19 protein-coding genes and 1 pseudogene are annotated in these 26,741 nt (G+C 48.6%); 15 read left to right on the top strand and 5 right to left on the bottom strand.

The annotated features are described in order from the left end of the window. Positions 1-10: 10 nt before the first annotated feature. Both H6F86_RS16625 and H6F86_RS16630 read right to left on the bottom strand, forming a co-directional pair. Positions 11-1,180 (bottom strand): annotated as a pseudogene (locus tag H6F86_RS16625) (ABC exporter membrane fusion protein). 1 nt (position 1,181) lies between these two features. Then, on the bottom strand, positions 1,182-2,048 hold the full coding sequence (locus H6F86_RS16630) for an SDR family NAD(P)-dependent oxidoreductase (protein ID WP_190449851.1): 867 nt from the start codon (positions 2,046-2,048) through the stop codon (positions 1,182-1,184). 87 nt (positions 2,049-2,135) lie between these two features. On the opposite strand from H6F86_RS16630, the gene H6F86_RS16635 reads away from it, so the two are divergent. Both H6F86_RS16635 and katG read left to right on the top strand, forming a co-directional pair. Further along, a complete protein-coding gene (locus H6F86_RS16635) occupies positions 2,136-2,684 on the top strand; it encodes a PadR family transcriptional regulator (RefSeq protein ID WP_190449852.1) in 549 nt (182 codons plus the stop codon). Between the two features lie 394 nt (positions 2,685-3,078). Continuing rightward, positions 3,079-5,307, top strand: coding sequence for a catalase/peroxidase HPI (katG, locus tag H6F86_RS16640; RefSeq protein WP_190449853.1), 2,229 nt, complete (start codon positions 3,079-3,081; stop codon positions 5,305-5,307). 144 nt (positions 5,308-5,451) lie between these two features. Here the strand turns inward: katG and H6F86_RS16645 are convergent, their stop codons facing one another. Next, entirely contained in the window at positions 5,452-5,598 is a 147-nt protein-coding gene (locus H6F86_RS16645; protein ID WP_190449854.1) for a hypothetical protein, read from the bottom strand. Between the two features lie 473 nt (positions 5,599-6,071). Between H6F86_RS16645 and H6F86_RS16650 the strand changes: the two genes are divergently transcribed. The 11 genes from H6F86_RS16650 (at position 6,072) to H6F86_RS16700 (ending at position 21,900) form a co-directional block, all read left to right on the top strand. Then, positions 6,072-6,368, top strand: a complete 297-nt coding sequence (locus tag H6F86_RS16650) for a helix-turn-helix transcriptional regulator (protein ID WP_190449855.1) — start codon at positions 6,072-6,074, stop codon at positions 6,366-6,368. Continuing rightward, positions 6,355-9,933, top strand: a complete 3,579-nt coding sequence (locus H6F86_RS16655; RefSeq protein ID WP_190449856.1) for a helicase-related protein — start codon at positions 6,355-6,357, stop codon at positions 9,931-9,933. Before H6F86_RS16650 ends, H6F86_RS16655 begins: the two co-directional genes overlap by 14 nt. Continuing rightward, complete coding sequence (locus H6F86_RS16660) at positions 9,930-10,805, top strand: hypothetical protein (RefSeq protein ID WP_190449857.1); 876 nt, start codon at positions 9,930-9,932, stop codon at positions 10,803-10,805. Before H6F86_RS16655 ends, H6F86_RS16660 begins: the two co-directional genes overlap by 4 nt. Before the next feature lie 7 nt (positions 10,806-10,812). Continuing rightward, a complete protein-coding gene (locus H6F86_RS16665; protein ID WP_190449858.1) occupies positions 10,813-13,728 on the top strand; it encodes a DUF1156 domain-containing protein in 2,916 nt (971 codons plus the stop codon). 10 nt (positions 13,729-13,738) lie between these two features. Next, positions 13,739-15,103, top strand: coding sequence for a DUF3696 domain-containing protein (locus H6F86_RS16670; protein ID WP_190449859.1), 1,365 nt, complete (start codon positions 13,739-13,741; stop codon positions 15,101-15,103). Then, positions 15,104-15,571 (top strand): hypothetical protein, encoded by a 468-nt coding sequence (locus H6F86_RS16675; RefSeq protein WP_190449860.1) that lies wholly within the window; start codon positions 15,104-15,106, stop codon positions 15,569-15,571. Positions 15,572-15,626: 55 nt separating this feature from the next. Continuing rightward, positions 15,627-18,992, top strand: a complete 3,366-nt coding sequence (locus H6F86_RS16680; protein ID WP_190449861.1) for a Swt1 family HEPN domain-containing protein — start codon at positions 15,627-15,629, stop codon at positions 18,990-18,992. Positions 18,993-19,064: 72 nt separating this feature from the next. Beyond that, the gene (locus H6F86_RS16685) at positions 19,065-20,447 is read left to right on the top strand and encodes a DUF262 domain-containing protein (RefSeq protein ID WP_190449862.1); all 1,383 of its coding nucleotides are present in this window, start codon (positions 19,065-19,067) and stop codon (positions 20,445-20,447) included. Between the two features lie 41 nt (positions 20,448-20,488). Beyond that, positions 20,489-20,938: a hypothetical protein gene (locus tag H6F86_RS16690; RefSeq protein ID WP_190449863.1), complete on the top strand. Its 450-nt coding sequence runs from the start codon at positions 20,489-20,491 to the stop codon at positions 20,936-20,938. 168 nt (positions 20,939-21,106) lie between these two features. Further along, a complete protein-coding gene (locus H6F86_RS16695; RefSeq protein ID WP_190449864.1) occupies positions 21,107-21,487 on the top strand; it encodes a hypothetical protein in 381 nt (126 codons plus the stop codon). Continuing rightward, entirely contained in the window at positions 21,487-21,900 is a 414-nt protein-coding gene (locus H6F86_RS16700) for an HNH endonuclease signature motif containing protein (RefSeq protein ID WP_190449865.1), read from the top strand. Before H6F86_RS16695 ends, H6F86_RS16700 begins: the two co-directional genes overlap by 1 nt. 324 nt (positions 21,901-22,224) lie before the next feature. On the opposite strand, the gene H6F86_RS16705 is transcribed toward H6F86_RS16700, so the two are convergent. Beyond that, positions 22,225-22,452: a CopG family transcriptional regulator gene (locus H6F86_RS16705; RefSeq protein WP_190449866.1), complete on the bottom strand. Its 228-nt coding sequence runs from the start codon at positions 22,450-22,452 to the stop codon at positions 22,225-22,227. A 417-nt stretch (positions 22,453-22,869) separates the two neighbouring features. Here H6F86_RS16705 and H6F86_RS16710 point away from each other — a divergent pair, with 417 nt between their 5' ends. Both H6F86_RS16710 and H6F86_RS32865 read left to right on the top strand, forming a co-directional pair. Further along, positions 22,870-24,663 (top strand): hypothetical protein, encoded by a 1,794-nt coding sequence (locus tag H6F86_RS16710; RefSeq protein ID WP_190449867.1) that lies wholly within the window; start codon positions 22,870-22,872, stop codon positions 24,661-24,663. A 643-nt stretch (positions 24,664-25,306) separates the two neighbouring features. Further along, positions 25,307-25,438, top strand: a complete 132-nt coding sequence (locus H6F86_RS32865; RefSeq protein ID WP_277881680.1) for a hypothetical protein — start codon at positions 25,307-25,309, stop codon at positions 25,436-25,438. Between the two features lie 149 nt (positions 25,439-25,587). On the opposite strand, the gene H6F86_RS16715 is transcribed toward H6F86_RS32865, so the two are convergent. Continuing rightward, the gene (locus H6F86_RS16715) at positions 25,588-26,112 is read right to left on the bottom strand and encodes a helix-turn-helix transcriptional regulator (protein WP_190449868.1); all 525 of its coding nucleotides are present in this window, start codon (positions 26,110-26,112) and stop codon (positions 25,588-25,590) included. Positions 26,113-26,741: the final 629 nt, after the last annotated feature.

A 26,741-nucleotide genomic window follows, 5' to 3' on the forward strand; every position in this document is an offset into this window, starting at 1 on the left:
TGCCATTGCCTCAATTGACATCAATGGATACTTGCACGCTCAAATTGGTTAGACCTGCAACCCGACGGCTAGAGGCTTCATCCAACCGCACTTTCACTTCCACCACTCGCGCATCAAACTGTGCTGCCGGATCAGTATTCAACACATCTTGTTTATTGATTTCCAGCCCCACTTCTACAACCTGACCGCGCAGCACATCTGGAAAGGCATTGTTCTTGCTGATCACGGTTGCCGTCTGCCCAGATCGAATGCGGCTGACATCCAGCTCATACACTTCTGCCACTGCCACCATTTGCCGAGTTTGACCCAGACTGATAATGCCTTGCTCACCCACAAGTTCTCCAGGACGAGTATGGATTTTGAGGATTTGTCCATCTTGGGGCGATCACACCGTTGCGAGATCCAGTTCTGCCTTTGCCCGTGCACCCCTTGCCTGTGCCGCAGACACCTGCGATCGCGCCACATTTACATCGACCGGACGCACTTCAGCAATCTGGTCGAGTGTCGCCTGTGCTTCAGATACCTGCTGTTGCCGCGATCGCTGAATGCGACTCAAATTAACTTGCGCTTCGTTCAATTGTTGTCGCACTGTATCGGCGGTTAATTGCTTCCCATCGCGCAAAGACGCAGAAACGGCTCCTTCGCTATACAGCACTTGATAGCGCCTCGCTTCCAGTGCCGCATTATGCAGTTCTGCTTGCAGACGGGCGATCGTCGCTGCCTGCGCCTCAGTTTCAGTTTGTAATTCCACCTGCTGGCGATCGACCACTCGCGCCTGTGCCCGAATTTGTCCTACTTTCGCACCCGCTTCCACCTGGCTCAACTGGGCTTGAGCGACCCTCGCCTGTTCCTGAGCTTCCTGAAACGCTGCTAAGCGCCGCGCATACGAATCGAGCACCGCAATCACATCACCCTGGCGAATCTGTTGACCATGAGTGACACGAATGGTTTCGACTCGTGCCCCCTCCGCCGATGTGGGCGCAAACACCTGAATGACCTCACCCTGTGGTTCTAAGCGCCCCAACGCCGATACCGTTTTCACTTGAGGTGGAGTTTCTGAGATCAACGGTGGAGTGGGACGCTTTGCGATCGCGCCATAGCCGATTCCACCCGCAATTAAAGTAGCGATTGTCCCTAAAACTAGAGGTAAGTGACGCATCTTGGTCAATGTAGCGCTCATGCTATTCAACCTCCGCCAGGTCTGCGATCGTTCCTCGCTGATGCTTCGTCATACTGCCCATCACCCCACCCATGATCTGCACCCGTGACCATCTTGGCAGTGGCACCAACGAGTATGTGAGCAGTTTTGACAAGACCCCAGGCAATAACACCGATCGACGACCTAAAGCATTAAGGATTGGTAAAGCGATGTCCTCGGGCTTTAGAGCCATTCCCATCTGCATACCTGCGCGAGTGGCAAAGCCCGAATGGGTAGGACCCGGAGCAGCAGCCAAGACATCAATTCCCATCGGTGCGAGTTCCACATACAACGCTTCAGCTAATGCCTGCACATACGCCTTGGTCGCTGCATAGTGGGCAGCAAACGGCATCCCCTGGAACCCCACGATCGAACTCATCAGCACCATGCCACCACGACCACGCATTGCGAAGCGCTGCCCAAAATGCCAGATCAACTCCAAAAGCGATCGACAATTGACGTTGAGCATTTCCATCTCTTGTTCCAGCAGAGAGTTGAGAAACAGCCCCGATGTACCAAAACCAGCCGCAGCCACCAGCAACCCAATATCCAAATCTTGAGTAGCAACCACTAGCGTTTCAACTCCTGCCGCCAGCGACAAGTCGAGGACAAACACCCGGACCTCAATGCCGTGTTGAGATGTCAAAGCAACCGCCATCTGCTCCAGTACAGTTTGGCTCCGAGCGATTAAAACAAGGTTTATCCCTGCCTCAGCCAGCCTCAGTACCATTTCTCGACCGATACCTGAGGACGCTCCTGTGACTAGCGCCCAAGGACCATACCGGGTAGACAACCGCTTTTGCCATCTACCCCCAAATTGCCGCTTAACCCGCCAGTTAGGATTAGCCATATATTACTCCAGTTTTTGTATTCAAAAGTTTGAATACAAAAACAAGGTATACTCAATCTATTGCATTCGTCAAGCAGATTTTTAGTTATGGCACTTAAGCACACGATCCTGGCATTTCTCTCTCGTCACCCTCTGAGCGGCTACGACGTTGCTAAAGAGTTTGCTGAAGGGTTTGGCAGTTGCTTTTGGAAAGCGAGTCAGCAGCAGGTTTATGCCGAACTAACTAAGCTAGAACAGCAGGGCAGCGTTAGCTATGAGGCGATTCCCCAAGCGGGACGGCTTGATAAAAAAATTTATTCCATCACAGAGCAGGGGCAGCAAGAACTGCTCAACTGGCTCACACAACCCTGTGAACCCAGTGCCATTCGTGAAGATTTAGGAGTAATGGGGTTGGCGGGTCATCTAGTTTCTCCTCAGGTCGTCATTCGCGAAATTGAACGACGACGGCAGCTACATTTAAAAATGGTGGAACACGTCAAAAAACTAGATGAGCATTTTGCCAAACATCTCAATTCACTAGAACTGAAAGACATCTACATGCATCTCATTATTCGTCGTGGTATTCGCTATCAGGAAGAGTGGGTAGCCTGGTGTGATGAAGCGCTGGCGGCGATCGCACAGGCTGTAAACCAATAGATGATGGAACAGGGCGATCGTCCTTCTTAGCCTCTCTTTTGCCACTCTTTGTTTCTCAGTCTTAACTGTCACACTGCTTATTAGCGCTCTCCCAAAGTAGTTATTACCGTTGCATCAGATTGCGTAAAGCTTGTCAGCTAAACCATCTGTCGCTGTTGCCATATCTAGAAGTGCTCAACGTCTTGTAAGCTTTGTGGAAAGCAGCTGCGCTCAACCAGAGCACGTACAGGCTCATTTTTGGGTGTAGTATAACCAATTGTTTCAAACCCTAACGTTGTTTATATTTCTTGTCGATTATATTTCTCATGGATTATCCCAATAGTTATTGGTGTGCTATTTGTTTGCAATACCTGCAACGTCAAAAGCCCCACCACAACACTTCACAGGAGATACCATGAGCAGCGGAAGCGGATGCCCATTTGCAGGCGGCGGTCAGAAATCTGAGCCTCGTCACAAGCCAGCGAACCGAGATTGGTGGCCAAATTATTTGCATCTGAACGTCCTTCACCAACATTCACCCCAATCCAATCCTATGGGTGAGGCGTTCAACTACGCTGAGGAGTTCAAGAGCCTCGATTTAGCTGCCCTAAGGGCAGATATCTATGAGCTGATGACCACTTCCCAGGACTGGTGGCCAGCTGATTATGGTCATTATGGACCGCTCTTCATTCGGATGGCGTGGCACAGCGCCGGTACGTATCGGATTGGCGATGGTCGTGGTGGCGCGGGCTCTGGTAGCCAGCGGTTTGAGCCGCTCAACAGTTGGCCCGACAACGCCAACCTCGACAAGGCACGGATGTTGCTTTGGCCAGTCAAGCAGAAATACGGCAAGAAAATCTCGTGGGCTGACCTCATGGTCTTTGCTGGCAACTGTGCCCTGGAGTCGATGGGTTTCAAGACGATCGGCTTTGCTGGTGGGCGCGTGGATGTCTGGGCACCAGAGGAAGACATCTACTGGGGGTCTGAGAAAGCTTGGCTCGGCAATGAGCGCTACGAAGGCGATCGAGTGCTCCTGAATCCCCTCGCTGCTGTTCAAATGGGACTGATCTATGTAAACCCAGAAGGACCAGACGGCGAGCCTGACCCGATCGGATCAGGGCGCGATATTCGCGAAACCTTTGGTCGGATGGCGATGAACGACGAGGAAACCGTCGCGCTCACTGCTGGTGGACACACTTTTGGGAAGTGTCATGGTGCGGGCGAAACGACGCACGTCGGTCCTGATCCTGGAGGTGCCACCGTCATCGATCAGGGTCTTGGCTGGAAGAACGCCTTCAACACGGGTGTCGGTGTCGATGCAATCACTAGCGGTATCGAAGGCGCATGGACTACCAATCCGACACAGTGGGATAACAACTACTTTGAAAACTTATTCAAATATGACTGGGAACTGACGAAAAGTCCCGCTGGCGCGTGGCAATGGAAGCCCAAGGGCGACGCTGGTGCAGGTACAGTGCCCGATGCACACGATCCATCAAGACGGCACGCCCCCATGATGACGACGGCAGACATGGCGATGAAGATGGATCCCATCTACAACCCGATCGCGAAGCGCTACCACGATAACCCGGATGAGTTTGCCGAGCAGTTTGCCAAGGCGTGGTTCAAGCTGACGCACCGCGACATGGGTCCTCGATCGCGCTACCTTGGCGCGGAGGTTCCTCAAGAAGAGTTCCTGTGGCAGGACCCCATCCCCGCTGTCAATCATGAATTGATTGATGAGCAGGACATCGCCGCTCTCAAAGCCAAGATTCTGGCTTCGAGTCTGTCTGTTTCCCAATTGGTTTCGACCGCCTGGGCATCGGCAGTGACCTTCCGCTGCTCTGACATGCGCGGTGGAGCCAACGGAGCGCGCATTCGCCTCGCGCCGCAAAAGGATTGGGAAGTCAACCAGCCAGACCAGTTGGCGACAGTGCTGCAAACCCTGGAGGGAATTCAACAGGAGTTCAACAACTCGCAATCTGGCGGAAAGCGGGTTTCGATCGCTGACTTGATCGTTCTGGGCGGTTGCGCTGCCATTGAGCAAGCGGCAAAAAATGCGGGTCACGATGTGACGGTTCCCTTCAAGCCGGGACGCACGGATGCGTTGCAAGAGAAAACGGATGTGGAATCCTTTGCTCCACTGGAGCCAACTGCCGACGGGTTCCGCAACTACACCAGCGGCAAACACAGCGAATCACTTGAAGAATTGCTGGTCGATCGGGCGCAATTGCTAAACCTGACAGCCCCTCAAATGACTGCTCTTGTGGGCGGCTTGCGCGTCCTGGGTGCAAACTTTGGAGGGTCTAAACACGGTGTCTTCACCCATCGTCCTGAGACGTTGACCAACGACTTCTTCGTGAATCTGCTCGACCTGGGCATAACGTGGAAGGCGACCTCTGAAGCGGAGTACATATTTGAGGGGAGCGATCGTAAAACCGGCGAACCCAAGTGGACGGCTACCCGTGTCGATCTTATCTTCGGCTCAAACTCTCAGCTCCGCGCCCTTGCAGAAGTCTATGGAGCCGTGGACTCGCAGCAGAAATTTGTGAATGACTTTGCGGCGGCATGGGACAAGGTGATGAACCTCGATCGCTATGACCTTCGCTCAGTCCAAGCGAAAAGCGCTGCGAGGAGTTTCTAAGCCTAATTTCGATCGATGATCGGGTGATCATCAGTCGAGGCTACACAAACCTGTGGCAATTCTGAAAGCGGTGCAAGCCAGCAACAACATGAGAGCGGCGTTTCAACTTGTCTTGAAACGCCGCTCTTGCTTTCCGTCAACCCTTTAGGAGTTGTAGGTCGGCTGCAAGTAGCGTCGAAGCATTAGCCAAGTATGTGCTTCAGTACCCAGCGTTTGCTTGTCGAGTGCTCCACCACCCCATGCTCGGACATCATTACCCCTAAAGCTCGATCGCTCAAGGAATAGCAACACCACATATGCAGCAGGATGATCTCAGGCAAAAGTGTTACTATTTGTAGCTTGCTTCCTGCAGGACACAAAGAAGAGATAGACACAGCAAATCAGGTGCAAGGATTTAGGCAATCCTACTTACTACTTACGAAAGCATTACCTGGCAATAGTTTCAAGCTGTGACCTATTTGATGTAATCAGAACTGTAACCACTTTAGCAGAGGAAAACGAATCTTCTAAATAAGTTTTGGAAGAAGACTATGCATCAGAAAGGTTTGGCACTCCACCGATCAATTGCAATTCTTTGAGATAAAAGTATTTATTCGGCAACAAATCTTAAGTTGTAGCTGCAATCTTACAAGAACCTTAGCTCAACGCTTGTTCAGTAAAGTTAGAGGAAAGATCCTGGTTGGTTTGGTGCTGCCTGTAAAGAATTTAGGGAACAATTGATATGGCGTATGACATACCAGACATTCTGAATTTTGGTCAATTTGATGACACCAGACGCAAAACCGGCAGACTTAGCCAGTGTTGCCGCGCTTGTTCATGAGCTACGGCAGCGGGTTGGGCTGTCGCAGGAGAAATTTGCTGCCAAGCTAGGTGTCACCTTCTCAACCGTGAGTCGGTGGGAGCGGCAGAAAGCGATGCCTTCACCGATGGCCTTTGACCGGATGAAGGAGCTTTTGGAGAGGATGGGCGATCGCGGTCAGGATCTCCTCGCCAAATATTTCCCAGAGGATGAGTTAAAGCTGGGAGTGGATGGAGAGGTGCCTAAACATGGCTCAGCTTGAGGATTTAACACGCGGTACTACGGTCAAAGGCATTTTGCCAAATCACCAGGTCACTGTTGTGGATGTGACTTGGCATGGTTCTAATGTCGTTGAGCTGGTTTATAAGGATGCCAGCGGCAATCTTGGTAATGAGCTGGTACTACGCGATCGCGAGTCCGAGTTGGAGATTGTGACCGCAGGGCGACCCTGGAGCTTTGATGGCGATGGCGCTTTGCTGCGTTTAGTCTCTGAGGCCCACCGTATCCGATTGGCACATTTGTTTGATCCGTTGCTGGCCGTTCACACATCTTTGGTAGAGCCTCTGCCGCACCAGATTACAGCCGTCTACGAAGAAATGATTCCCCGTCAGCCGTTACGGTTCCTGTTGGCTGATGACCCTGGAGCTGGCAAGACCATCATGGCAGGGTTACTAATGCGTGAATTGCTAATCCGAGGGGATTTGCATCGGTGCATGGTGGTCTGTCCTGGCAGCCTGGCGGCGCAGTGGCAAGATGAACTGTTTCAGAAGTTCCATTTGCCGTTTGAAATTCTGACCAACGATCGCATTGAGACGGCTCGAACCGGCAATGCATTCACTGAAATCCCCTTCCTAATTGTGCGGTTGGACAAGCTGAGCCGGAATGATGAACTGCAAGCAAAGCTGGCACAGACAGACTGGGATTTGGTGGTCTGTGATGAAGCCCACAAGATGTCGGCTTCCTTTTTTGGCGGTGAGGTAAAAGAGACCAAGCGGTACAAGCTGGGCAAGCTGCTCTCTAACGTTACCCGCCACTTTTTGCTGATGACGGCAACGCCTCATAACGGCAAGGAAGAGGATTTCCAACTCTTTATGGCGTTGCTGGATGGCGATCGCTTTGAGGGCAAATTCCGCGATGGGGTTCATACCGCAGACACCTCCGACCTGATGCGCCGATTGGTCAAAGAGGATCTCCTCAAGTTTGACGGCAAGCCTTTATTCCCCGAGCGCATCGCCCACACAGTAAGCTATCCGCTTTCTGATCTGGAAGCCATGCTCTACCGTCGCGTCACAGAGTACGTGCGGGAGGAGTTTAACCGAGCAGAAAAGCTGGAAAACGATGGGCGTAAGGGAACGGTTGGTTTTGCGTTAACGATTTTGCAGCGCCGCTTAGCCTCCTCCCCAGAGGCCATTTATCAGTCACTGAAACGTCGGCGAGAGCGTCTACAGAAGCGATTGCGGGAAGAGGAAACTCTGAAGCATGGCTTGGCAGCTCAAATTGAGTTTGGCCAGACCATCGATTCAGAAGACTGGGACGATGACTTTGAGGATATTTCTGAGGAGGAGCGGGAAGCGACTGAGCAGGAAGTCGTTGACCAAGCGACGGCTGCCCGCACGATCGCTGAACTCCAGGCAGAGATCAGCCAGCTAGAAGATTTGGAAAACCTGGCGCTGAAGGTGCGACGGAGCGGGAATGACAGGAAGTGGGAGGAGTTATCAAAGCTCTTACAGAATGAGAAAGAGTTGTTTGATGCTCATGGTCATCGGCGTAAGCTGGTGCTGTTTACGGAACACCGAGATACGCTCAACTACCTGTCAGACCGCATTCGGATGTTGCTGGGACGAGCAGAAGCGGTTGTCATGATTCACGGTGGGATGGGTCGTGAGGAGCGAAAGAAGGCAGAGCAAGCCTTTAAGCAAGATGTCGATGTACAAGTACTGCTTGCTACGGATGCTGCCGGAGAAGGGATTAACCTGCAACGGGCACACCTGATGGTGAACTATGACTTGCCCTGGAACCCTAATCGCTTAGAGCAGCGGTTTGGACGGATTCACCGGATTGGTCAGACGGAGGTCTGTCATCTCTGGAACCTGGTCTCTGCAGAAACTCGTGAGGGGGATGTCTACCTGACATTGCTCAAGAAACTGGAGCTAGAGCAGAAGGCGTTAGGGGGCAAAGTTTTTGATGTTCTGGGCAAGGCGATCGCGGGTACAGAACTTCGGGAGCTGCTGATTCAAGCAATCCGCTATGGCGATCGCCCCGATGTGCGCGCCAAGCTGGATCAAATGGTCTCTCGCCTTGATAAGGCTAAGCTGCTGGAACTGCTGGAGGAACGAGCACTGTCGCGGGATTCGATGGATGCATCCAGAGTGCAGCAAATCCGCGAAGACATGGAACGGGCGGAAGCCCGACGGCTCCAGCCTCATTTCATCGCTTCTTTTTTTCTGGAAGCGTTTCAGCAGCTCGGTGGCACTGTGCGACTGCGAGAGCCGAAGCGCTATGAGGTGACGCATGTTCCGGCCATGATTCGCAATCGAGACAGACAGATTGGTCTGAGAGAACCAATTTTGCGGAGCTACGAGCGGATTTGTTTTGAGAAGAGTCTGATTAGTGTGCCAGGGAAGCCACTGGCGACCTTTGTGTGTCCGGGGCACCCACTACTTGATGCAGTGATTGACCTGATGCAAGAGCGGCATCGAGACTTACTGAAGCAGGGGGCTGTGCTGGTGGACGAGAATGACCCCGGTGAGCAGGTGCGAGCGCTGGTTTATCTGGAACATTCGATTCAGGATGCCAGCACGGATGCCAGCGGCAAGCGTCGGATTGTGTCGCGCCGGATGCAGTACGTGGAAATTGACCCAGAGAGCAAGACTCAGAATGCCGGGTATGCGCCCTATCTCAACTATCGACCGTTGCAAGAGGACGAGAAAACGATCGTCGAGACAGTGCTGGAGGAAGGATGGCTACGGGCGGATCTGGAAGCTCAGGCTACGGGTTATGCGATCGCCCACATTGTTCCCGACCATCTTCAGGAGGTGCGGCAGCGTAAAGAGGAACTGATTGCCAAGACGATACGGGCAGTGAAGGAGCGGCTGACAAAGGAGATTAATTACTGGGACCAGCGGGCGGTGGAGTTAAAGCAGCAAGAAGCGGCAGGAAAGGTCAATGCCAAGATTAATTCTGGGAAGGCCAGGGCAAGAGCCGATGAGCTAGAGTCACGTCTGCACAAGCGGTTGACAGACTTAGAACAGGAGCGCCGCCTGTCACCGTTGCCACCTGTAGCAGTTGGGGGTGCTTTAGTGGTGCCGAGCGGTCTGCTGCAACGCTTGCAAGGGAAACGGCAGTCTGAGCCAACGTTGTTTGCCAGGGAGACGAAGCGAGTGGAGCTGCTGGCAATGCAGGCGGTCATGGCGGCAGAACGAAGGCTGCGGTATGAACCACGAGACGTGAGCCGGGAGAAGTGTGGGTACGATATTGAGTCTCGACTGCCGGGAACGAACGGGAACCCAAGTCGGATGCGGTTTATCGAGGTGAAGGGGCGGATTGAAGGGGCAGAGACGGTAACGGTCTCAAAGAATGAGATTTTGACGGCGCTCAATAAGCCGGAGGATTTTGTGCTGGCGTTAGTGCAGGTACCGGAGTCGAAGGAGTTCCCGGAGGGGGATGCGTTTAAAGTTTCGGCATCGAAGGGCACCTACAACGTTGGGGATGATGGCTGTGTGGTGCGCTATGTGCAGCAGCCTTTCCAGAAGGAGCCAGATTTTGGGGTGACGAGTGTGAACTACAACTGGCAAGAGCTATGGGAACGAGGGGAGGAGCCAGAATGAGTCAAGCAGAAAGAGCAGCTTCTGAAACACAAAACATCCCAGTTCCCATTTGGGCCAGCAACTCGATTAATGGTGATGTCACTCAAATTCTTCCAGCTTTAGAAGAAGGGATACCCATTACCTTGATTACATCGTTTGACCTCATAACTTGCGAGCTAGACGACCCAATGGAGGAAGTCTTGTCCCGGTCTGATTTACAAGGCTTTGACTATATTCCGGTTCGTGATGAATCTGAAAGCGTCGTTGGAGTTTTAGTGCACCAGGATGCTCTTAAACCTAATGAGCCTGTAAGAGCAGTAATGAGGCAACTTCACCCTTCAATGTTGATTTCAGCAGATGCCAGCTTGCTCTCTTTTGTAGCAGAGGTCGATCAAACACCTTTTTGCTTGGTTGTACGAGGGCGCGAGATTGCTGGCATTGTTACACTGAGCGATCTTCAAAAGCTACCAGTTCGTCCTGTTTTATTCATGCTGATCACATCAGTTGAATTGCTTTTAGCTGAGTGGTTGAGGCAGAACTATCCGAATGAGGAGGACTGGCTCTGCAAGGTCGAGCCAAACCGGCGACCTAGGATTGAGAAAAAATGGCAGGACTTGCAGAAGAGTAATATGGCGATCGATCGCATTAGCACGACTGATTTCCGCGACAAGCGGGATGCAGCTCTGAACCTAGGAGCTTTTTCTGGTTTAGAGAATGAGGCAAAGAGAAAACTGGAGGCTATCGGAAAGTTACGAAATTCGGTAGCACATGCAGGAGACTATGCCTTAACGCCTACAACAGCAAAGGACGTTGCTCAAACTGTTCGTTGGGCACGCGAGCTAATTCACATGCTCCAGTCCCAAATAATGTCTAACCAATCTCAAACTAACTAGCCCCCTCATGACCTACCGCAAAAAGCTGATTGAAGTTGCCCTACCGCTCGAAGCGATCAATATGGAATCGGCGCGGGAAAAGTCGATTCGACATGGTCATCCCAGTACGTTGCATCTCTGGTGGGCGCGGCGACCGTTAGCAGCTTGTCGAGCGGTATTGTTTGCATCATTGGTGGATGACCCATCGAGTTGGCCGGATAAGTTTCCGACTGAAGAAGCGCAGAATGCAGAGCGACAAAGGCTTTTCGACATTTTAGGGCGGATTACCATCGAAACTAATAAGAAAGGCATTACGAAGCAAGTCGTCCGGGGTTTAGTGTCCTGGGATGACATCAATGATCCTAATTCTGGAGTGTTGATTGCGGCGCAGAGAGAGATTGCCCGCAGCATTGCCTGGAACCGAGGAGATAAACCACCAACAGAGCCAGAAGCGGTGCGGCGGTATTTGGCTGGAAATGCACCTCCCGTTTATGATCCGTTTGCTGGAGGTGGTTCAATTCCTTTAGAGGCGCAGCGATTAGGACTAGAAGCTCATGCCAGTGATTTGAATCCGGTGGCAGTGCTGATCAATAAGGCGTTGATTGAGATTCCACCGAAATTTAAGGATATGTCTCCAGTGAATCCAGAGGCGCGGCAAAAGCTAAAGGTGAACCAGTGGAAGGGAGCGCAGGGTTTAGCAGAGGATGTGCGCTATTACGGCAAATGGATGCGGGATGAGGCAGAGAAACGGATTGGGCACTTGTACCCGAAGGTGAAGCTACCGCAGGAGTACGGTGAAGGAGAAGCAACAGTAATCGCTTGGTTATGGACAAGAACCGCAAAATGCCCAAACCCTGCATGTGGATGCCAAATGCCTTTGGTGCGATCGCTTAATCTCTCGACCCAAAAGGGAAAGGAAACTAGATTACATCCTACTGTCGTTCACAGTCAAAATCCTCCCTCTATCTTATTTGGCGTAGAAAAGGGGAAAGAAGAAATACTTACTAATAAATCCAATCGCCAAGGAGTTACCTGTATTTGTTGTGGAACACCTGCTTCCTTTGAATATTTAAGAGTAGAAGGAAAAGCAGGAAGAATGTCCACACAAATGATGGCAATTGTCGCAGATATAGGCAAAGGGCGAGTTTACTTACCTGCTGATAAAATACAGGAGGAAATCGCTCATACAGCTAAACCTAAATGGCAACCTGATGAGTTAGTTACTACTCCTAGCCATGATGTAGATCGATTACCTATGTATGGTATGCGCTCTTGGGGGGACGCATTCACTGCTCGGCAGCTAGTTGCGCTGACTACACTGAACGATTTAGTTGATGAAGTAGAAGCCAAAATACATCGTGAGACTATTATTGCTGGTGTTCATGATAGTGAGATACCTATTCATAAAGGTGCTTCTAATGCCAAAGTTTACGCTGATGCTGTAGCCACATATCTTGCACTAGCTGTTAGCAGGACAACAAACACTATCTGTTCACTTGCTATATGGTCTCAAAGTCGTGACCAAAGCGTAAATGTCTTTAGTCGTCAAGCTTTGGCAATGAATTGGGATTTTCCAGAAGTTAATCCCTTTGCTCGGGCAGCAGGCGATTTTGGACAAACAACTGAATCAATGTCCAAGACCATTGCTTCTGCACCTGCAAGCGTAGCAGCAACAGTATTGCAAAGAGATGCTGCTACAGAAGATATACCTTTATCTTGTGCACTAATTGCAACTGATCCGCCATATTTCGACAATGTCGGTTATGCCGACTTATCGGACTTCTTTTATGTTTGGCTAAGACGTTCTCTTAATACGCTCTACCCAAGTATATTCGGCACGCTTCTTACTCCAAAATTCCAAGAACTTGTAGCTTCTCATCATAGATTTGATGGGAATCGGAAGAAAGCTCAAGAGTTCTTTGAACAGGGCTTAACTCGAGCGTTTGAGAGAATGTACAAGGCTAGCCATCCAAATTATCCACTTTCTGTCTATTACGCATTCAAACAAACTGAAAGTGAAAACCAGACTATAACAAGTGACAACCTCCCTGCCGTAGCTTCTACAGGTTGGGAGACTATGTTAGAAGGTCTTCTTCAGTCAGGATTTTCAATCAATGGGACTTGGCCTATGAGAACTGAAAGACCCACTGGTGTGAAGGTAGCAACTAATGCTCTTGCATCGTCCATTGTCCTCGTCTGTCGCCCCCGTCCCGAAAACGCTCCTCAAGCTACCCGTCGCCAACTCCTCAACGAACTCCAGCGCGAACTGCCTGATGCAATTAAGAAACTCCAGCAGGGCAACATCGCGCCTGTAGACCTTGCCCAAGCCAGCATTGGTCCTGGCATGGCAATCTACTCTCGCTATGCAAAAGTCCTCGAAGCCGATGGTTCCCCCATGCGGGTTCGCACGGCTCTGCAACTGATTAATCAGACCCTCGACCAGTTTCTATCTGAGCAAGAAGGCGAGTTTGATGGCGACAGCCGGTGGGCAATTGCGTGGTTCGAGCAGCACCAGTTCAACGATGGGCTTTACGGCGATGCCGAAACCCTCTCCAAAGCTAAAAATACTGCCGTTCAGGGCATGGTCAATGCAGGCATCCTGATAGCAAAAGGTGGCAAAGTACGTTTGCTGCGTCGGGATGAACTGCCCGACAACTGGAACCCGGCAGACGATGACCGTGTGCCCGACTGGGAAGCTACCCAGCATTTGATTCGCACCCTCGACCAACAGGGCGAAACCGGAGCCGCGAACCTGTTGATGAAACTGGGCGATAAAGGCGAAGTCGCCAGAGATTTAGCCTACCGACTCTATAGCATTTGCGATCGCAAAAACTGGACACAGGAAGCGATGGCTTACAACAGCCTGGTTATCTCCTACCCGGAGATTTCCCGGTTAGCATCGGAGCACATGCAATCTGCCCCTACTCAAGGCAATCTGTTCTAGGAGTTGAGCAATGTTAACAAACCTAAGCTTTCAAAATTTCAAATCTTGGAAAGATACTGGAGATATTCGGTTTGCTCAAATTACTGGTCTGTTCGGAACAAACAGTTCTGGAAAAACTGCGATTTCGCAACTTTTATTGATGCTAAAGCAAACAGTTGAATCGAGCGACAGACAACGAATACTCCATTTGGGCGATGAGCACACTTATGTTGATCTTGGCACTTCTTACGACATTATTCATCAGCATCAAGTTCCTGGATATCTAAGTTATTCGCTCTCCTGGTCAACGCGTAGGCGTTTCGCGTTCCCAGAGCGCATGGGCAACCAAACTCGCTTTACTCGTTTCTCAGGACCCATCACATTTAACGCGGTAGTTGAGTTTGATTCTGACAACACTGACATTATTGAGTTTTCTTATTTTTTTGAGAATCCAGAAAGGAAAGCTCACATTGGAATGCGTCGTCAAGAAATAAAGGATTATATTTCGAAGTACGAACTTTTTTGGGAAGGACTTGAGTTAAGGCGATCTTATGGATTGCTGCCAGATCAACGAATTTTGGAAGCAGCACTGTCTCCTATGAAAAGCTACGGTTCTTCTCGTCCTGAATTTGCATCAAGTTTAATTCTGGAGTTTGAAACTCTTTTCCAAAATATTTATTACCTAGGACCACTACGAGAATACCCGAAACGAATTTATGCTTGGTCTGGTGAGAGACCACAGGATGTTGGAAGACGCGGAGAACTTGCTGTACCTGCACTTCTTTCTTCTCAGGCTCGCTCTCGCAAGCAAAATCAAGAAGAGAGAAGTGTCGAAGAGCATGTTGCATTCTGGCTGCGGGAACTAGGACTAATTCATGATTTTCGTTTACAGGCAATCGCTGAGAATCGCAGGGAATACGAAATTCGTGTCCGACGCACTCCTACTGGTGCGGAAGTTCCTATTACTGATGTTGGCTTCGGTGTATCACAAATCCTTCCCGTCCTTACCCTTTGCTACTACGTTCCAGAGAATTCCACTATCATCCTTGAGCAACCAGAAATTCACCTACATCCTTCTGTTCAAGCAGGTCTCGCAGATGTTTTCATCGATGCAATTAAAACTCGCAATATTCAAATCATTTTAGAGAGTCACAGCGAACATCTCCTACGACGATTACAACGACGCATTGCTGAAGAAAAGCAGGAAATAAAAAATACTGATGCAGCTATTTACTTTTGTGAAATGGCTGATTCCGGTACTTCAATAATTAAGCCTTTAGATCTGGATGAATTTGGGAATATTAATAATTGGCCTGAAGGCTTCTTCGGTGATGAGATGGGTGACTTGGTTGCCATGACAGAAGCTGCCATTCGACGGCAACAAAGAGGTAATTAGATGCACGTTATTGTTGATACTAATGTCTTGATTGTTGCTAACAGGGAGGCATCCCAAGCGACTTTTCAATGCGTTATAAACTGTGTTCAAAAACTACAGCAGATTCAGAGAGGGCAGATTCTTGTTATTGACGACAATTGGCAAATTCTGAATGAATACAAAAATAAAGTCTCACCGTCAGGGCAACCTGGTGTGGGGGATGCATTTCTCAGATGGGTACTTACAAACCTGAGAAATCCTGATCGATGTGAGCAAGTTACTATCACCCAGCTTTTCAAGAGTGAGTTTGCTGAATTTCCGGCTGATCCATCTCTAGAGAAGTTTGATTTGTCAGATCGAAAGTTTGTTGCAGTTGCGTTAGCCCATCCTGCCCATCCCCCGATCACAAACGCTGTTGATTCCGACTGGTACATCTTCCAATCAGCTTTAGAGGCAAATGGTCTTCAAATCGATTTTCTTTGCCCATAATTTTCCGAGCTGCTCAAGATTCAGATCAATCCTCCTACCTTAATTTAAAGCTCCTATGGCTATCAGCAATCACGAACGTGTCGGCAGAGCCTTAAAGCTCCTCCACGAAGGACTTTATCCCTACTTTGAACGGGAGATGGAGGCTGTTTACACAAGGCAATGGCCGCTGCGGGCTGCCGCCTACTTCGATAAAGATAGTAAGGTTGTGCAAAACAGCCTGAAGACAGACCTCTACGACTTCCTGAAATTCATGTGGAATGAATGGAATGATGTCTTCCGCAAAACGCTTGGTAAAGCAGAACGGAGCCTCCTGTCAGAGTGTCAAGATATTCGCAATACCTGGGCACACAGTTCCACCGTCTCAACGGATGATGCCTACCGTGCCCTGGATAGTGTGGCGCGGTTACTCTCCGCCGTTTCGGCACCAGAAGCCGATCAGGTGGATAAGCAGAAGCAAGAACTGATGCGGCTACGCTACGAAGACCAGGCGCGCCGCGAAACCCGACGTGCAACCGTTGCGCCTGTTGAAGGAACCCCCACCGGTGGACTCAAGCCCTGGCGTGAGATCGTTACGCCTCATCAGGACGTGGCTTCCGGTCGCTACCAGCAGGCAGAATTTGCCGCCGACCTCTGGCAGGTGTATCTCGACGAAGGCTCTGACGAATACCGCATTCCCACCGAATTCTTCCGCCGCACCTTTCTCACCGAAGGACTCAGGCAACTGCTCACTGGCGCACTCCAACGACTGAGCGGCAAGGGCGGTGATCCGGTGATTGAACTCCAGACCAACTTCGGGGGTGGCAAAACTCATGCGATGCTTGCCCTCTATCACCTGTTCTTTGGCATTCCAGCTAGAGATCTGCCTGGGTTGGAACCCGTCTTTGAAGCGGCAGGGATAGACGAGCTGCCTCAAGATGTGAACACGGTTGTCTTAGTGGGCAACAAGATTTCTCCCGGTCAAACCTATCCTAAAAAAGAAGGGGTGGTGGTGCATACCCTCTGGGGCGAAATCGCTTGGCAGCTCGGAGAATCCGCAGGCGGTGTTAAAGAAGCCCAAAAAGCCTATGAGTTTGTCCGGCAAGCAGACGAAACCGCCACGAATCCGGGTGATGCTCTCAAAGACCTCTTCAACTGCTACGCGCCGTGTCTCATCCTGGTTGATGAATGGGTGTCTTACGCTCGCCAACTGCATGAAGACAACGACTTACCCGCTGGCACCTTTGATACCCACTTCACCTTTGCCCAAACCCTCAGCGAGTCTGCCAAAAACGCCGACCGCACCCTTTTAGTTGCCAGCATTCCCGCTTCAGATATCGAGATCGGGGGCGATCGCGGCAAGGCTGCCCTTGATCGGCTTAAAAATGCGATCGGTCGAGTAGAATCCCCCTGGCGACCCGCTAGCGCCGAGGAAAGCTTTGAGATTGTCCGTCGTCGTCTGTTTCAACCCATCGATCCGGACTCTTACGTAGCTCGTGATGCCATTGTGCGCGCTTTCCATGAAATGTACCAGACACAGGCAGCCGAGTTTCCCTCAGAATGCCGGGAAGCCAGCTACCGCCGACGCTTAGAGGAAGCCTATCCCATTCACCCAGAACTGTTCGATCGCCTCTATTCGGACTGGTCAACGCTGGACAAATTCCAGCGCACCCGTGGTGTCCTGCGTCTGATGGCAAAGGTGATTCACACGCTTTGGGATAGCGGTGATCGCAGTCTACTGATTATGCCCGCTACCGTCGCCATGAATGACGCTCAGGTTCAGTCCGAGCTAACCCGTTATCTGGACGACAACTGGGTACCTGTGATTGAAAAAGACGTAGATGGCTCCAACTCCCTTCCCGTCTACCTTGATAGCCAGAACCCCAACCTAGGGCGTTATTCTGCCTGCCGTCGTGTGACTCGCACCATCTATCTCGGTTCAGCCCCTACCTTAAGAGCTGCTAACCGAGGGTTACAAGATCGCCGTGTCAAACTAGGCTGCGTTCAGCCCGGTGAAGCGGTTGCCACCTTTGGTGATGCCCTACGACGACTCACTGATCAGGCAACGTATTTATACATCGATGGCGATCGCTACTGGATTTCCACTCAACCCAATGTCACCCGTACGGCCCAGGATCGAGCGACCCAAATTCAGGAGGATACGGACAAAGTTTGGGAAGAAATCATCCGTCGGCTCAAGCTAGATAAGCAACGCGGTGAGTTTGCTGGAGTCCATATTGCGCCTGACTCTTCAGCCGATGTACTCGATGAGGAGTCGATGGGGGTAAGGCTGGTTGTCCTTGGTCCTCAGCACCCTCACATCCATAAATCTCCTGATAGCCCCGCTCAAAAATGGGTTGCAGAAATCCTCAACCAAAAAGGAGCCAGTCCCCGTTACTGCAAGAACATGCTGCTGTTCCTGGTTGCAGACAAAGCTAAGCTTGCCCTCCTGGAGCAAAATACCTGTCAATATCTGGCTTGGGAGTCGATCGTTAAAGATAAGGAAGCTCTCAACTTAGACGTCTTCCAAAGCAACCAGGCAACGACTAAACGTAACCAGAGCAATGACCTTGTTGATCACTTGCTCAGAGAGGCTTACCAATGGCTCTTGGTGCCCACCTACGATGCAGGAGCAACTGACCCCAAAGACCAAATCAGTTGGAGCGAAATTCGCCTTCAGGGACAAGACTCCCCCATCCTGCGAGCTAGCCGTAAAGCCGTTCATGAGGAGCATTTAATTACGACCTATGCAGCCAGTCGCCTGTGTTTAGAAGCTCTCAATCCCTACCTCTGGCGCGAGTCTGATCACATTGACCTCAAAAAACTGTGGACTTACCTCACGAACTACCTGTATCTTCCCCGTCTGAAAAGCAATCTGGTCTTGCTCCAGGCAATTGAAGAAGGTGTTTCAGCATTACTGTGGAACGAAAACTTCGCCTATGCCACAGGTTGGGATGAGACGAAACAACGTTACCTCGGACTCAAAGCCGGTCCACAAGAACCCATCAGTGTTGCCCTCAGTAGCCAAAGCTTCTTAGTTAAGCCAGAAATCGCACAGCGCCAGTTTAATGCTGACGAAGAAGCGCGGAAGCGGGTTGAGCAAGAGAAAAGCGACGAACCGGGTTCCACCGAACCTACTGGTAACACCAGTACTAAGGGTGCTAAACCCAGCGGCGGAACAGTTACTCTCCCTCCTTTTCCCCCTCAAAAGAAGGTCAAGCGATTCTATGGCTCAGTCAGCGTGAACCCTACCCGTCTAATCAAAGATGCAGGGCAAATTGCTGATGAAGTGCTCCAGCACCTCACGACCTTAAATGCAGATGTACAAGTCACCGTAGAAATCCAGGTCCAAGCTCCAGACGGAGTTCCAGACAACGTGATTCGTACAGTAACCGAGAATTGCCGAGTCCTTAAGTTCACAAGTCACGACTTTGAGGAGGAGTGAGTTTACTAATCTCTCTAAGGGAACAATTAAGGTAGCCGTTCAACCTATTCAACTGCTCAAAGGTAAACAATCGTGGTCGCTGAAATTACTACTAGCTTTGCAAATGACAGCATTCTAGATGACACCATTCCAACTGTAGCTATCGATGACATTGAGGATGATACTCCCCTTGAGATTGCTCCAGAACGACGACGAGTTAAGACTGACAAGCAGGACTTGCCTGTTGAAACATTAAACGGCTGGGCTACCAGAGGCAAACTAAACCTCCAGCCTGAATTCCAACGAAACTTTGTTTGGAATAAAATCAAGGCAAGCCGTCTCATAGAATCCTTGCTACTGGACATTCCAATTCCAGTGATTTATGTCGCTGAAGAGCCCAATAAAACTTTTTCTGTGGTTGACGGACAACAGCGTCTGAAAAGCATTTGCTCATTCATTAATGGCAGATTTCCAGACGGTCAAGACTTTAAATTGTCAGGATTGCAAGTCTTAACCGAATTGAATCGAAAGTTTTTTAAGGATTTAGACGAAGAATTGAAAGAAACAATTCTCAACTCAATCCTTCGTCTAATTGTCATTGAAAAGGATTCTGATCCAGACGTTAAATTTGAGGTATTTGAACGTCTGAATCTTGGTGCAGAAAAGCTGCTTGATCAAGAGCTAAGGAACTGTATTTATAGAGGTCCTTACAATAACTTACTCCGCGAGTTAACTGATAATCAGTACCTACTCAAAATCTTGAATTCTAGTAGCTCTCATCCTCGAATGGCTGATCGGCAGCTAATCCTACGCTTCTTTGCCATGTGGCGAGTAACTCACTTGAAGTACAAGGGACCAATCAAGCAGTTCCTTAATCTGGAGATGGATAAACATCGTAATCTCAGTGAAAAAGAACTTTCAAAAATGCGGGCAGTTTTTGAAAAGTCTATTGAAATGGCTCATTTTGTTTTCGGCAAAAATGCGTTTCGACGCTTTAACGCTGGAAAACTGGATAATCCTAATGGTTCATGGGAGAAAAATAAGCTGAACGTTGCTCTTTGGGATACTTTGTTGTATACATTCAGCTATTACGAAAAAGCCCAAATTGTTCCGATTGCTGATCGCATTAGAGAAGAGTTTTTGGACTTGCTAACCAATGACCCTCAATTTGTTGAATACATTACTAGCACAACTGATAAGCAAGAGAGAGTCCAATATCGTGCAGATATCTGGCGGCAAAGGCTTCAGGGTTTAATCGGAAGTAATGGACAAGAGCCACGTGCCTTTTCACGGAAACTGAAACAAGAACTATTCGATAAAGATGCAACCTGCCAGATTTGCCATCAGCACATTCATGATATAGATGACACTGAAGTTGATCACATTGAGAATTACTGGCGAGGTGGTAAAACAATCCCTGAAAATGCACGCCTCACACATCGCTACTGTAATCGTGCTCGTGGAGGACAGCACTAATAACATCATCATCGCTTCCCTATCTACTATATTACAAGTGTATGAAAGTAACAATTAGCTGCCGAGTAGACCCAGGGAAAAAGACGGTGTTGGACGAAGTTGCAAAGGGAATGAACTGCGATCTCTCTCACATTCTCAATGAAGCTATCGATCTTTATTTGGAATCGAAAAAATTAGGAGAAGCATCTTCTCAGGATGATCAATTTGATTTCTGCAATCGTCTGCTCCAAGAGTCTTTCCCTGTTCGCTCAAAGGAAGATGCTAGTTGGATAGTCACCGAAGAAGATTCATTAGCTGAGTTTCAAAGCCGAATACATTGTCTTTGTAATATAGTTATCGACAATAGGGGTGCCAAGCTTATTATTAACGATCTGAAGATAGGATATAGTCGCACTGGAGTATTTGACTGGTGGACTGCTGAGGATGTAACGGGACTCTATCTTCAATTTGGTGAGTTTTCTTGGGTGTATAGTTCCTTTAGCCCTGAATAGAAACATACGAACATTTCAGAGGCTTAAACAGTCATTCTTCAAAATACCTTCCTAATGAGGTTTTACAGTGCCCCATGCTCTCCAGACATCATCTACTTTGAGGTCTACCCTGCTAAGCTGTACTAAAGGATTGGCTAGTTAAATGGAGAATTGCAAAAACGATTGATCATGGTTGAAATTACCATTCAAATCTCTGATGAATTGGCACAACGGCTGGAACCGCTTCGCAGCCGTCTGCCGGAATTGCTGAGCCAACTCTTAAACTCAGCTAACCCTTCTTCGGCATCCTTGGCGATCACCACTGCTAACTTACAAGAAATTCCCGAGGCTTACCTCGAAGTCTTAGACTTCCTGATGACTCGCCCAACGCCCCAGGATATCGTCGCTTTCAAAGTATCACCCATTGCACAGGAGCGCCTACGATCGCTCTTGGACAGAAATCGAGAAGGAACCTTGACTAATTCTGAAGTCGCCGAGCTGGATGTTTATGAGCAACTTGAGCATTTGATGATTCTGATGAAGGCCCGCGCGATCGCTTCAGTAGGGTAATGACATCTGCCAAAATTCCTATCGACCTACGGCAATTGGTAAGCGATCGTGCTCAGGGGCGGTGCGAATATTGTCTGCTCCATCAAGATTTTTCCATTTATACCCATGAGGTAGACCACATCATTGCACAGAAGCATGACGGTCAAACGACGGCTACCAATCTAGCCTTGTCCTGCCTCTCCTGCAATCGTCATAAAGGGACAGACCTAGCCACCTTTGATCCTGCCACTGGCGAAATCACCCTACTCTTCCATCCCCGCAGCCAAATTTGGGCAGAACACTTCGTGCTGAGCAATAGCAAGATTGAGGGTGCTACGCCAGTCGGTCGAGCCACAGCGAAACTCCTAAGGTTCAACATCCCAACCCGGATTCTGGAACGTCAGCTTCTCATGGCGGAAAAACGGTATCCATGAACCAAGGGTGTAGGAGTAGAAAGATTTCGGTTTGCTCAAACACCCGCCAAATGATGTAGTTTGCCCTTATTCCAAACTCTTTAGAGCTGCGCCACTATTTGCTTTACCAGTAGTCCTCCGTCCGTTGAAGCTTACCTACCCTCTAGAAGTAGAACGTGGCTATATAGGGCCTCCACGCTACCAGTGAGGCGACTTCTAGCTTTAGGAAAGGGGCGAGCAATGGGAGTAGTCCTAAAGCGCTAGGGCGAATCTCTAGATCACTCCTTCCTCTGTGCTACCAAACTTACCCCCCCTTGCTGCCCGGCTGCCCGATCGCTAACGACACTAATCGTTAGCAGAATTGCTTTGTCGCAGCCATTGCTCAATCACCTCGCTACGGCTACATGCCCTTCTAATCGCCAAAGTCTTTAGCTCTTCCAACGCGATCGGGGTAAGCGTCAGGGTGATTCGCTGCTTCACTTCCTCATAAAAAATCGGCTGACCGCGATTACACTTCTTGCCTTTGTGAGTGGCTTTCCGCTGATAGTATGGTCGACTATCCCTCTTCGACATGACACCTGGGCTACTAGATATTCAGTTCGTCATCATAAGCTAAATTCTTCTTTTTTTAGGCTGGTTTCTATCAAATTTATTCCAAAAAATAGCAATCAAAATCTTGTAGCCACTTTACGTCATAAGGTTAGTTTATGAGACTAAACTAAGTGTTTTTCAGGTGTCCTATAACTATAGAACGCCCTTATAGAACGGGGCTACTTTTTCCTTAACTTCAGGGAAGCGAAGAATCACCTCAGACAGCTGTTTCGGGGCGTAGTGTTTGAGCCACTTAACATATTGAATACTAAATACATTTGGGTCGCAGTACCACAAAGTTCTATGCGAATAGTTCATTTGTTCTATAATCTTAAAAATAGAGCTTTTTAGCTATATAAGCTAAATCTATCCCTAGTTCACGCAACTAATCTAAACACGATGGCAGAGAATCAAGATTTTTATAGAACGGCAACACCTCAGAGCGCAGCAGAAGTGTTTAGCTCCTATAAAGAGTACCTTCTAGAAGTGAAGCAGTCTCATGATCTAGGAATGGTTCAAACAGCCTTAGTACGCTTTACCATTCCAGGATGGGGTGGTCCGTCTCCCAAGGGAGCAAGAGCATCTTCAACCGAAATTCAGGCTGGATTGGAATTTCTTCAACAAATCTCCTTAGAGCAGTTACAGAATGCTTTAGCCGTTCAAGAGCAAACCTTTAATCAACTGGCATTTCCCAAAACCAAACAGCGCCGCCCACGGTTTTATTTAAAGAAGCTAGTTGACTGGGCTGCTGAGAAAGGATGGACAGGACTTAAGACTGATGCAGGTGAACAGGTAGAGATTTATCGATTCAAGCGTCGACACCACCGCCGTCCTCATGCGACGGATACTCGAATGACCAGTCGCATTGTAAAAACTAAATATATTCTTGACAAGGTTGAAATCAGCCCTAAGCTGCAGTCAGATTTTGACGCCTTTACCGTCTTTCTACAGAAACATTTAAATCATCGAAAGATAACTGCTGATCGTGAAGTAATCATGCTCAGACAAATCTTCGGCTGGTTATATCGTTTAAAGAATACACCTCTGGACAAGTTAAGTTTTGAGTTTCTTATTCCCGTTGTCCAATTGAGGTTTAAACTACAAGACTTTAAAAAAGCTGGTGGCGATTATACAAGACTCCTTGCAGAAACAAAAATGTTGGCCCGTGAGGAAGCACAAGAAACGGCTAAAGATATGCTCTTTCTGATCAATGAATTTCTTGATTTTTATTCTGACCTGTATCAGTCACGGTCAAGAGTTATAGAGACCTTGGTTAAACTAGCAAAATTCCTCTATCGCAATGAAACAGATTCAACCATTGCAGAAAAGTTTAATGATATTCCAGCAGTGATAAATCTCCGAAAACTCAGCGCTCAAATAACAAAGCGGTCAAAAGAACAGCCCCAAGCTGTGCCCTTTGAGCAAAAAAGTATTCCTTGGGAGGAAGTGTTTGAGGTTCTAAAAAAATTACAAAAGGAAGCGGATTTAGAGTTTACCTATCATTTGACAGGACGCAATGGCAGGCCTCAGAAGGTCAAGCGTAAAGGAGGTGGTAGAGCAAAAAGCATCCAAAAATTTCTCATTATCGCGCTATTTACCGTGATGCCTCCTGAGCGTAGTCGTACTATACGAGAACTAGAATTAGGGAGAACGCTGGTTTGTGGCTTATCCAACGGTAGCAACTTTATACCTGTTGAGAAAGTGCAGGATAAAAAACAGTCAAAATGGTATATCCACCTCTCTCCTGAAGATTATAAAACTGGGAAAGCATATGGCGAATATTGGGGAGAAATACCTAATGTAAAGTTCTCTGAGGATAAAACGCTTTACTACTACATCAACTTATGGCTAAACGAGCATCGAGCTGTTCTAAATCCCCAGCATAATTTTGTTTTCACAGCACACAATGGCAAACCGATTCAGGCAGGCAAAATGTGGGATATCGTTAGGAACGTGTTTTTCAGATTCACTGGAGTCCCTGTAACTGCAAAAGAGCTCAGGCGGATGTACGTGACCTATCTGAAGGATAATGGAGCGTCAGAAGCTGAACTAGATGCAGCAGCGGTAGCAATGCATCACTCGCGACGCACCCAATCTGAAGATTACGATAAGCAGGAAAAGCAGAATAAGGTTGCTCCAATTTATAAATTCAACCAGAATGTCTTCAATAAAGTCTTTGGTAGTTCTTTGTAGAAAAGTGAAGCTCTACTTTTCCAATGAGGCTATGCATCTTGATCTTGGAGTGGCAGCAGCGTTGAACATGCGAACGGAAGAATGAGGAGTGCTGGCAACGGGCAGATCGTGCAGCCAATACTATTCAGCCCCTATTAGGCGAGAGGAACGGTTAGTAAATTAAGCTGAACCATGATTTCCGCCTGCGCCAACTCTAAAAACCAGACTCGTGTGAGTGAACCGGACGCTATGCGGTTTGAGATTTGTGGTCGAGGACACGAGTAAGGGAAACAGACCTTACTCTTCTCGTGGCCTGAATGCAGATGCTATCTTGAATCTAGTGCATGAACCTCATGGAAGAAAAAAGTTTCTGGTAGAGGTTGATGAATCAAATAGCAAGTGCTATTGAACAGGTTGCTCTGGATACCGGAGAGATGGTGCTTAAAGCAAGGCAATCGCTGGAAGAGACGCTAGAAAATGTCAAGCCTGTGGCTGCAATGGTGCTTAACAAACTGAAGTCAGGTTTAACAACCCCTGTGGATGAGGTTGAGATGAAATTTGCGTTGAAACTTAGTGCGGAAGCAGGAGTCATCTTTTCGTCCGTGGGGGAGAGGTCAACTCCAAGGCACACTTTGAGGGAAAGAAGGCGTAGCTAGTTAAACCTATGGTCTCTAGCAACTATCGCCAAGTGTTTAAGTCTGCGATCGCTCGTATCTATCACGCCAATGACATGGCTGCTGGAGCAGGCTTTCTAGTGGCGAACGGTCAACTGCTCACCTGTGCCCACGTGATATAGCGGCACGCGGTAGGTATTCTTTTAACAGTGCCCAACTCTTAGAGTAAATGCATAGCGGTACTTAACGCTCAATTGCGAAGGCAATGCATAAAGTCGTGAACTCGTTTCAGTCATGGTAGTTCAGCCGGGTTATCGGTCTAGAGCACAACCTATTCATCTTCTGATTCTCTAAGTTTAATCGCAGGTTGAATCGTAATCTCAAGCTTGCCTTGCTCCTGCGAAGGCTCGACCTTGACTACTTTCTCATCACTTATCGAAGTCCTATACTGTTGGTTAATCTGCGCTCCATAAACTCTTTCCAATCGATCGGCAACAACCCGCAGCAGTTGAGCCACATCTAGTGATGGCAGTATGCCAACTTGCTCTAACAAATCTCTGTCATTAGTCTCTAAGGTACTTCGATCAGGCCCACGGCCATAAAGATAAGCAACAAAGTCCTCAACCAGCATCCCCTGAAATTGAGCTAGCTTTTCTAAATTGTCTAAACTTGGTAGATTTGTGCCATTCTCCCAAGACTGTACAGTGGATTGCGAAACGCCCAGTAGGCGTGCAAATTTCCGCCGTGACATATTTCCCCTTGCTTTCAGAATTGCAGTAGAAAGCCGATCAATTATGGTTTGGTTCACATAGCACCGATTGATTGCATATCCATAAAAGAACACATCTGGATTCACGAATCAATCACTTGCTCACTTAATCACTAGTAGAGCGATTTCAAGGCTTTCACAATGCTCCTTAGGTTTCGCTGTCACTCTAACCAGCACTTTAAAGTCTAGACGGCACAAAAATCACTACTTCTTACCGTAACCAAGTAGATCAACAAAAAACCCTTTTGCGTAACGCAAAAAGTACATTTTATTAACCAAAAAAATGTACATATTCGATGAAGTGCGTTATTATTCTGTTACTTAAGTACATTTGATCTGTATCTCACAGACTTGCGTAAGACCAGACGTTTTTGTAATTGGCTTGCTGCACTGAATTTAGAGAGTGTCGATCTTTAAGGCTCTTTCAAAACTCAATTGCAGCGCTTTATTGTGGAAACGATGATCCCAATGGCTGAATATATCACTCTGCTCGGAACACGCAGCGCCCAACATTGCGGCACGAAAGGCGAGTTTGCATTAAAAATTCGAGGACTAAGACCGTGAAGAACCTATCTCCTCTTAAACGAGAAAGTTTGACCATTCGCATGACTGTAGATTTGAAGCAACAGCTTCAAATCAAAGCAGTTCAGGAAAGGTGTTACCTATCAGACGTGATTGAACAAGCTGCTGTTCTCTATTTGAATCAGCAAAACAAA

This window comes from Phormidium sp. FACHB-592, assembly GCF_014695795.1.
In the GTDB taxonomy this organism is placed as follows: domain Bacteria; phylum Cyanobacteriota; class Cyanobacteriia; order Leptolyngbyales; family Leptolyngbyaceae; genus Stenomitos.

Excerpts from the sequence above, each read along its gene's own strand:
- H6F86_RS16670 (WP_190449859.1), top strand. The coding sequence starts at position 13,739 with ATGTTAACAAACCTAAGCTTTCAAAATTTCAAATCTTGGAAAGATACT.
- H6F86_RS16705 (WP_190449866.1), bottom strand. The coding sequence starts at position 22,452 with ATGTCGAAGAGGGATAGTCGACCATACTATCAGCGGAAAGCCACTCAC.
- H6F86_RS16680 (WP_190449861.1), top strand. The coding sequence starts at position 15,627 with ATGGCTATCAGCAATCACGAACGTGTCGGCAGAGCCTTAAAGCTCCTC.
- H6F86_RS32865 (WP_277881680.1), top strand. The coding sequence starts at position 25,307 with ATGGTCTCTAGCAACTATCGCCAAGTGTTTAAGTCTGCGATCGCTCGT.
- H6F86_RS16710 (WP_190449867.1), top strand. The coding sequence starts at position 22,870 with ATGGCAGAGAATCAAGATTTTTATAGAACGGCAACACCTCAGAGCGCA.
- H6F86_RS16655 (WP_190449856.1), top strand. The coding sequence starts at position 6,355 with ATGGCTCAGCTTGAGGATTTAACACGCGGTACTACGGTCAAAGGCATT.
- H6F86_RS16630 (WP_190449851.1), bottom strand. The coding sequence starts at position 2,048 with ATGGCTAATCCTAACTGGCGGGTTAAGCGGCAATTTGGGGGTAGATGG.
- H6F86_RS16650 (WP_190449855.1), top strand. The coding sequence starts at position 6,072 with ATGACACCAGACGCAAAACCGGCAGACTTAGCCAGTGTTGCCGCGCTT.
- H6F86_RS16665 (WP_190449858.1), top strand. The coding sequence starts at position 10,813 with ATGACCTACCGCAAAAAGCTGATTGAAGTTGCCCTACCGCTCGAAGCG.
- H6F86_RS16675 (WP_190449860.1), top strand. The coding sequence starts at position 15,104 with ATGCACGTTATTGTTGATACTAATGTCTTGATTGTTGCTAACAGGGAG.
- H6F86_RS16700 (WP_190449865.1), top strand. The coding sequence starts at position 21,487 with ATGACATCTGCCAAAATTCCTATCGACCTACGGCAATTGGTAAGCGAT.
- H6F86_RS16690 (WP_190449863.1), top strand. The coding sequence starts at position 20,489 with ATGAAAGTAACAATTAGCTGCCGAGTAGACCCAGGGAAAAAGACGGTG.
- katG (WP_190449853.1), top strand. The coding sequence starts at position 3,079 with ATGAGCAGCGGAAGCGGATGCCCATTTGCAGGCGGCGGTCAGAAATCT.
- H6F86_RS16635 (WP_190449852.1), top strand. The coding sequence starts at position 2,136 with ATGGCACTTAAGCACACGATCCTGGCATTTCTCTCTCGTCACCCTCTG.
- H6F86_RS16695 (WP_190449864.1), top strand. The coding sequence starts at position 21,107 with ATGGTTGAAATTACCATTCAAATCTCTGATGAATTGGCACAACGGCTG.
- H6F86_RS16660 (WP_190449857.1), top strand. The coding sequence starts at position 9,930 with ATGAGTCAAGCAGAAAGAGCAGCTTCTGAAACACAAAACATCCCAGTT.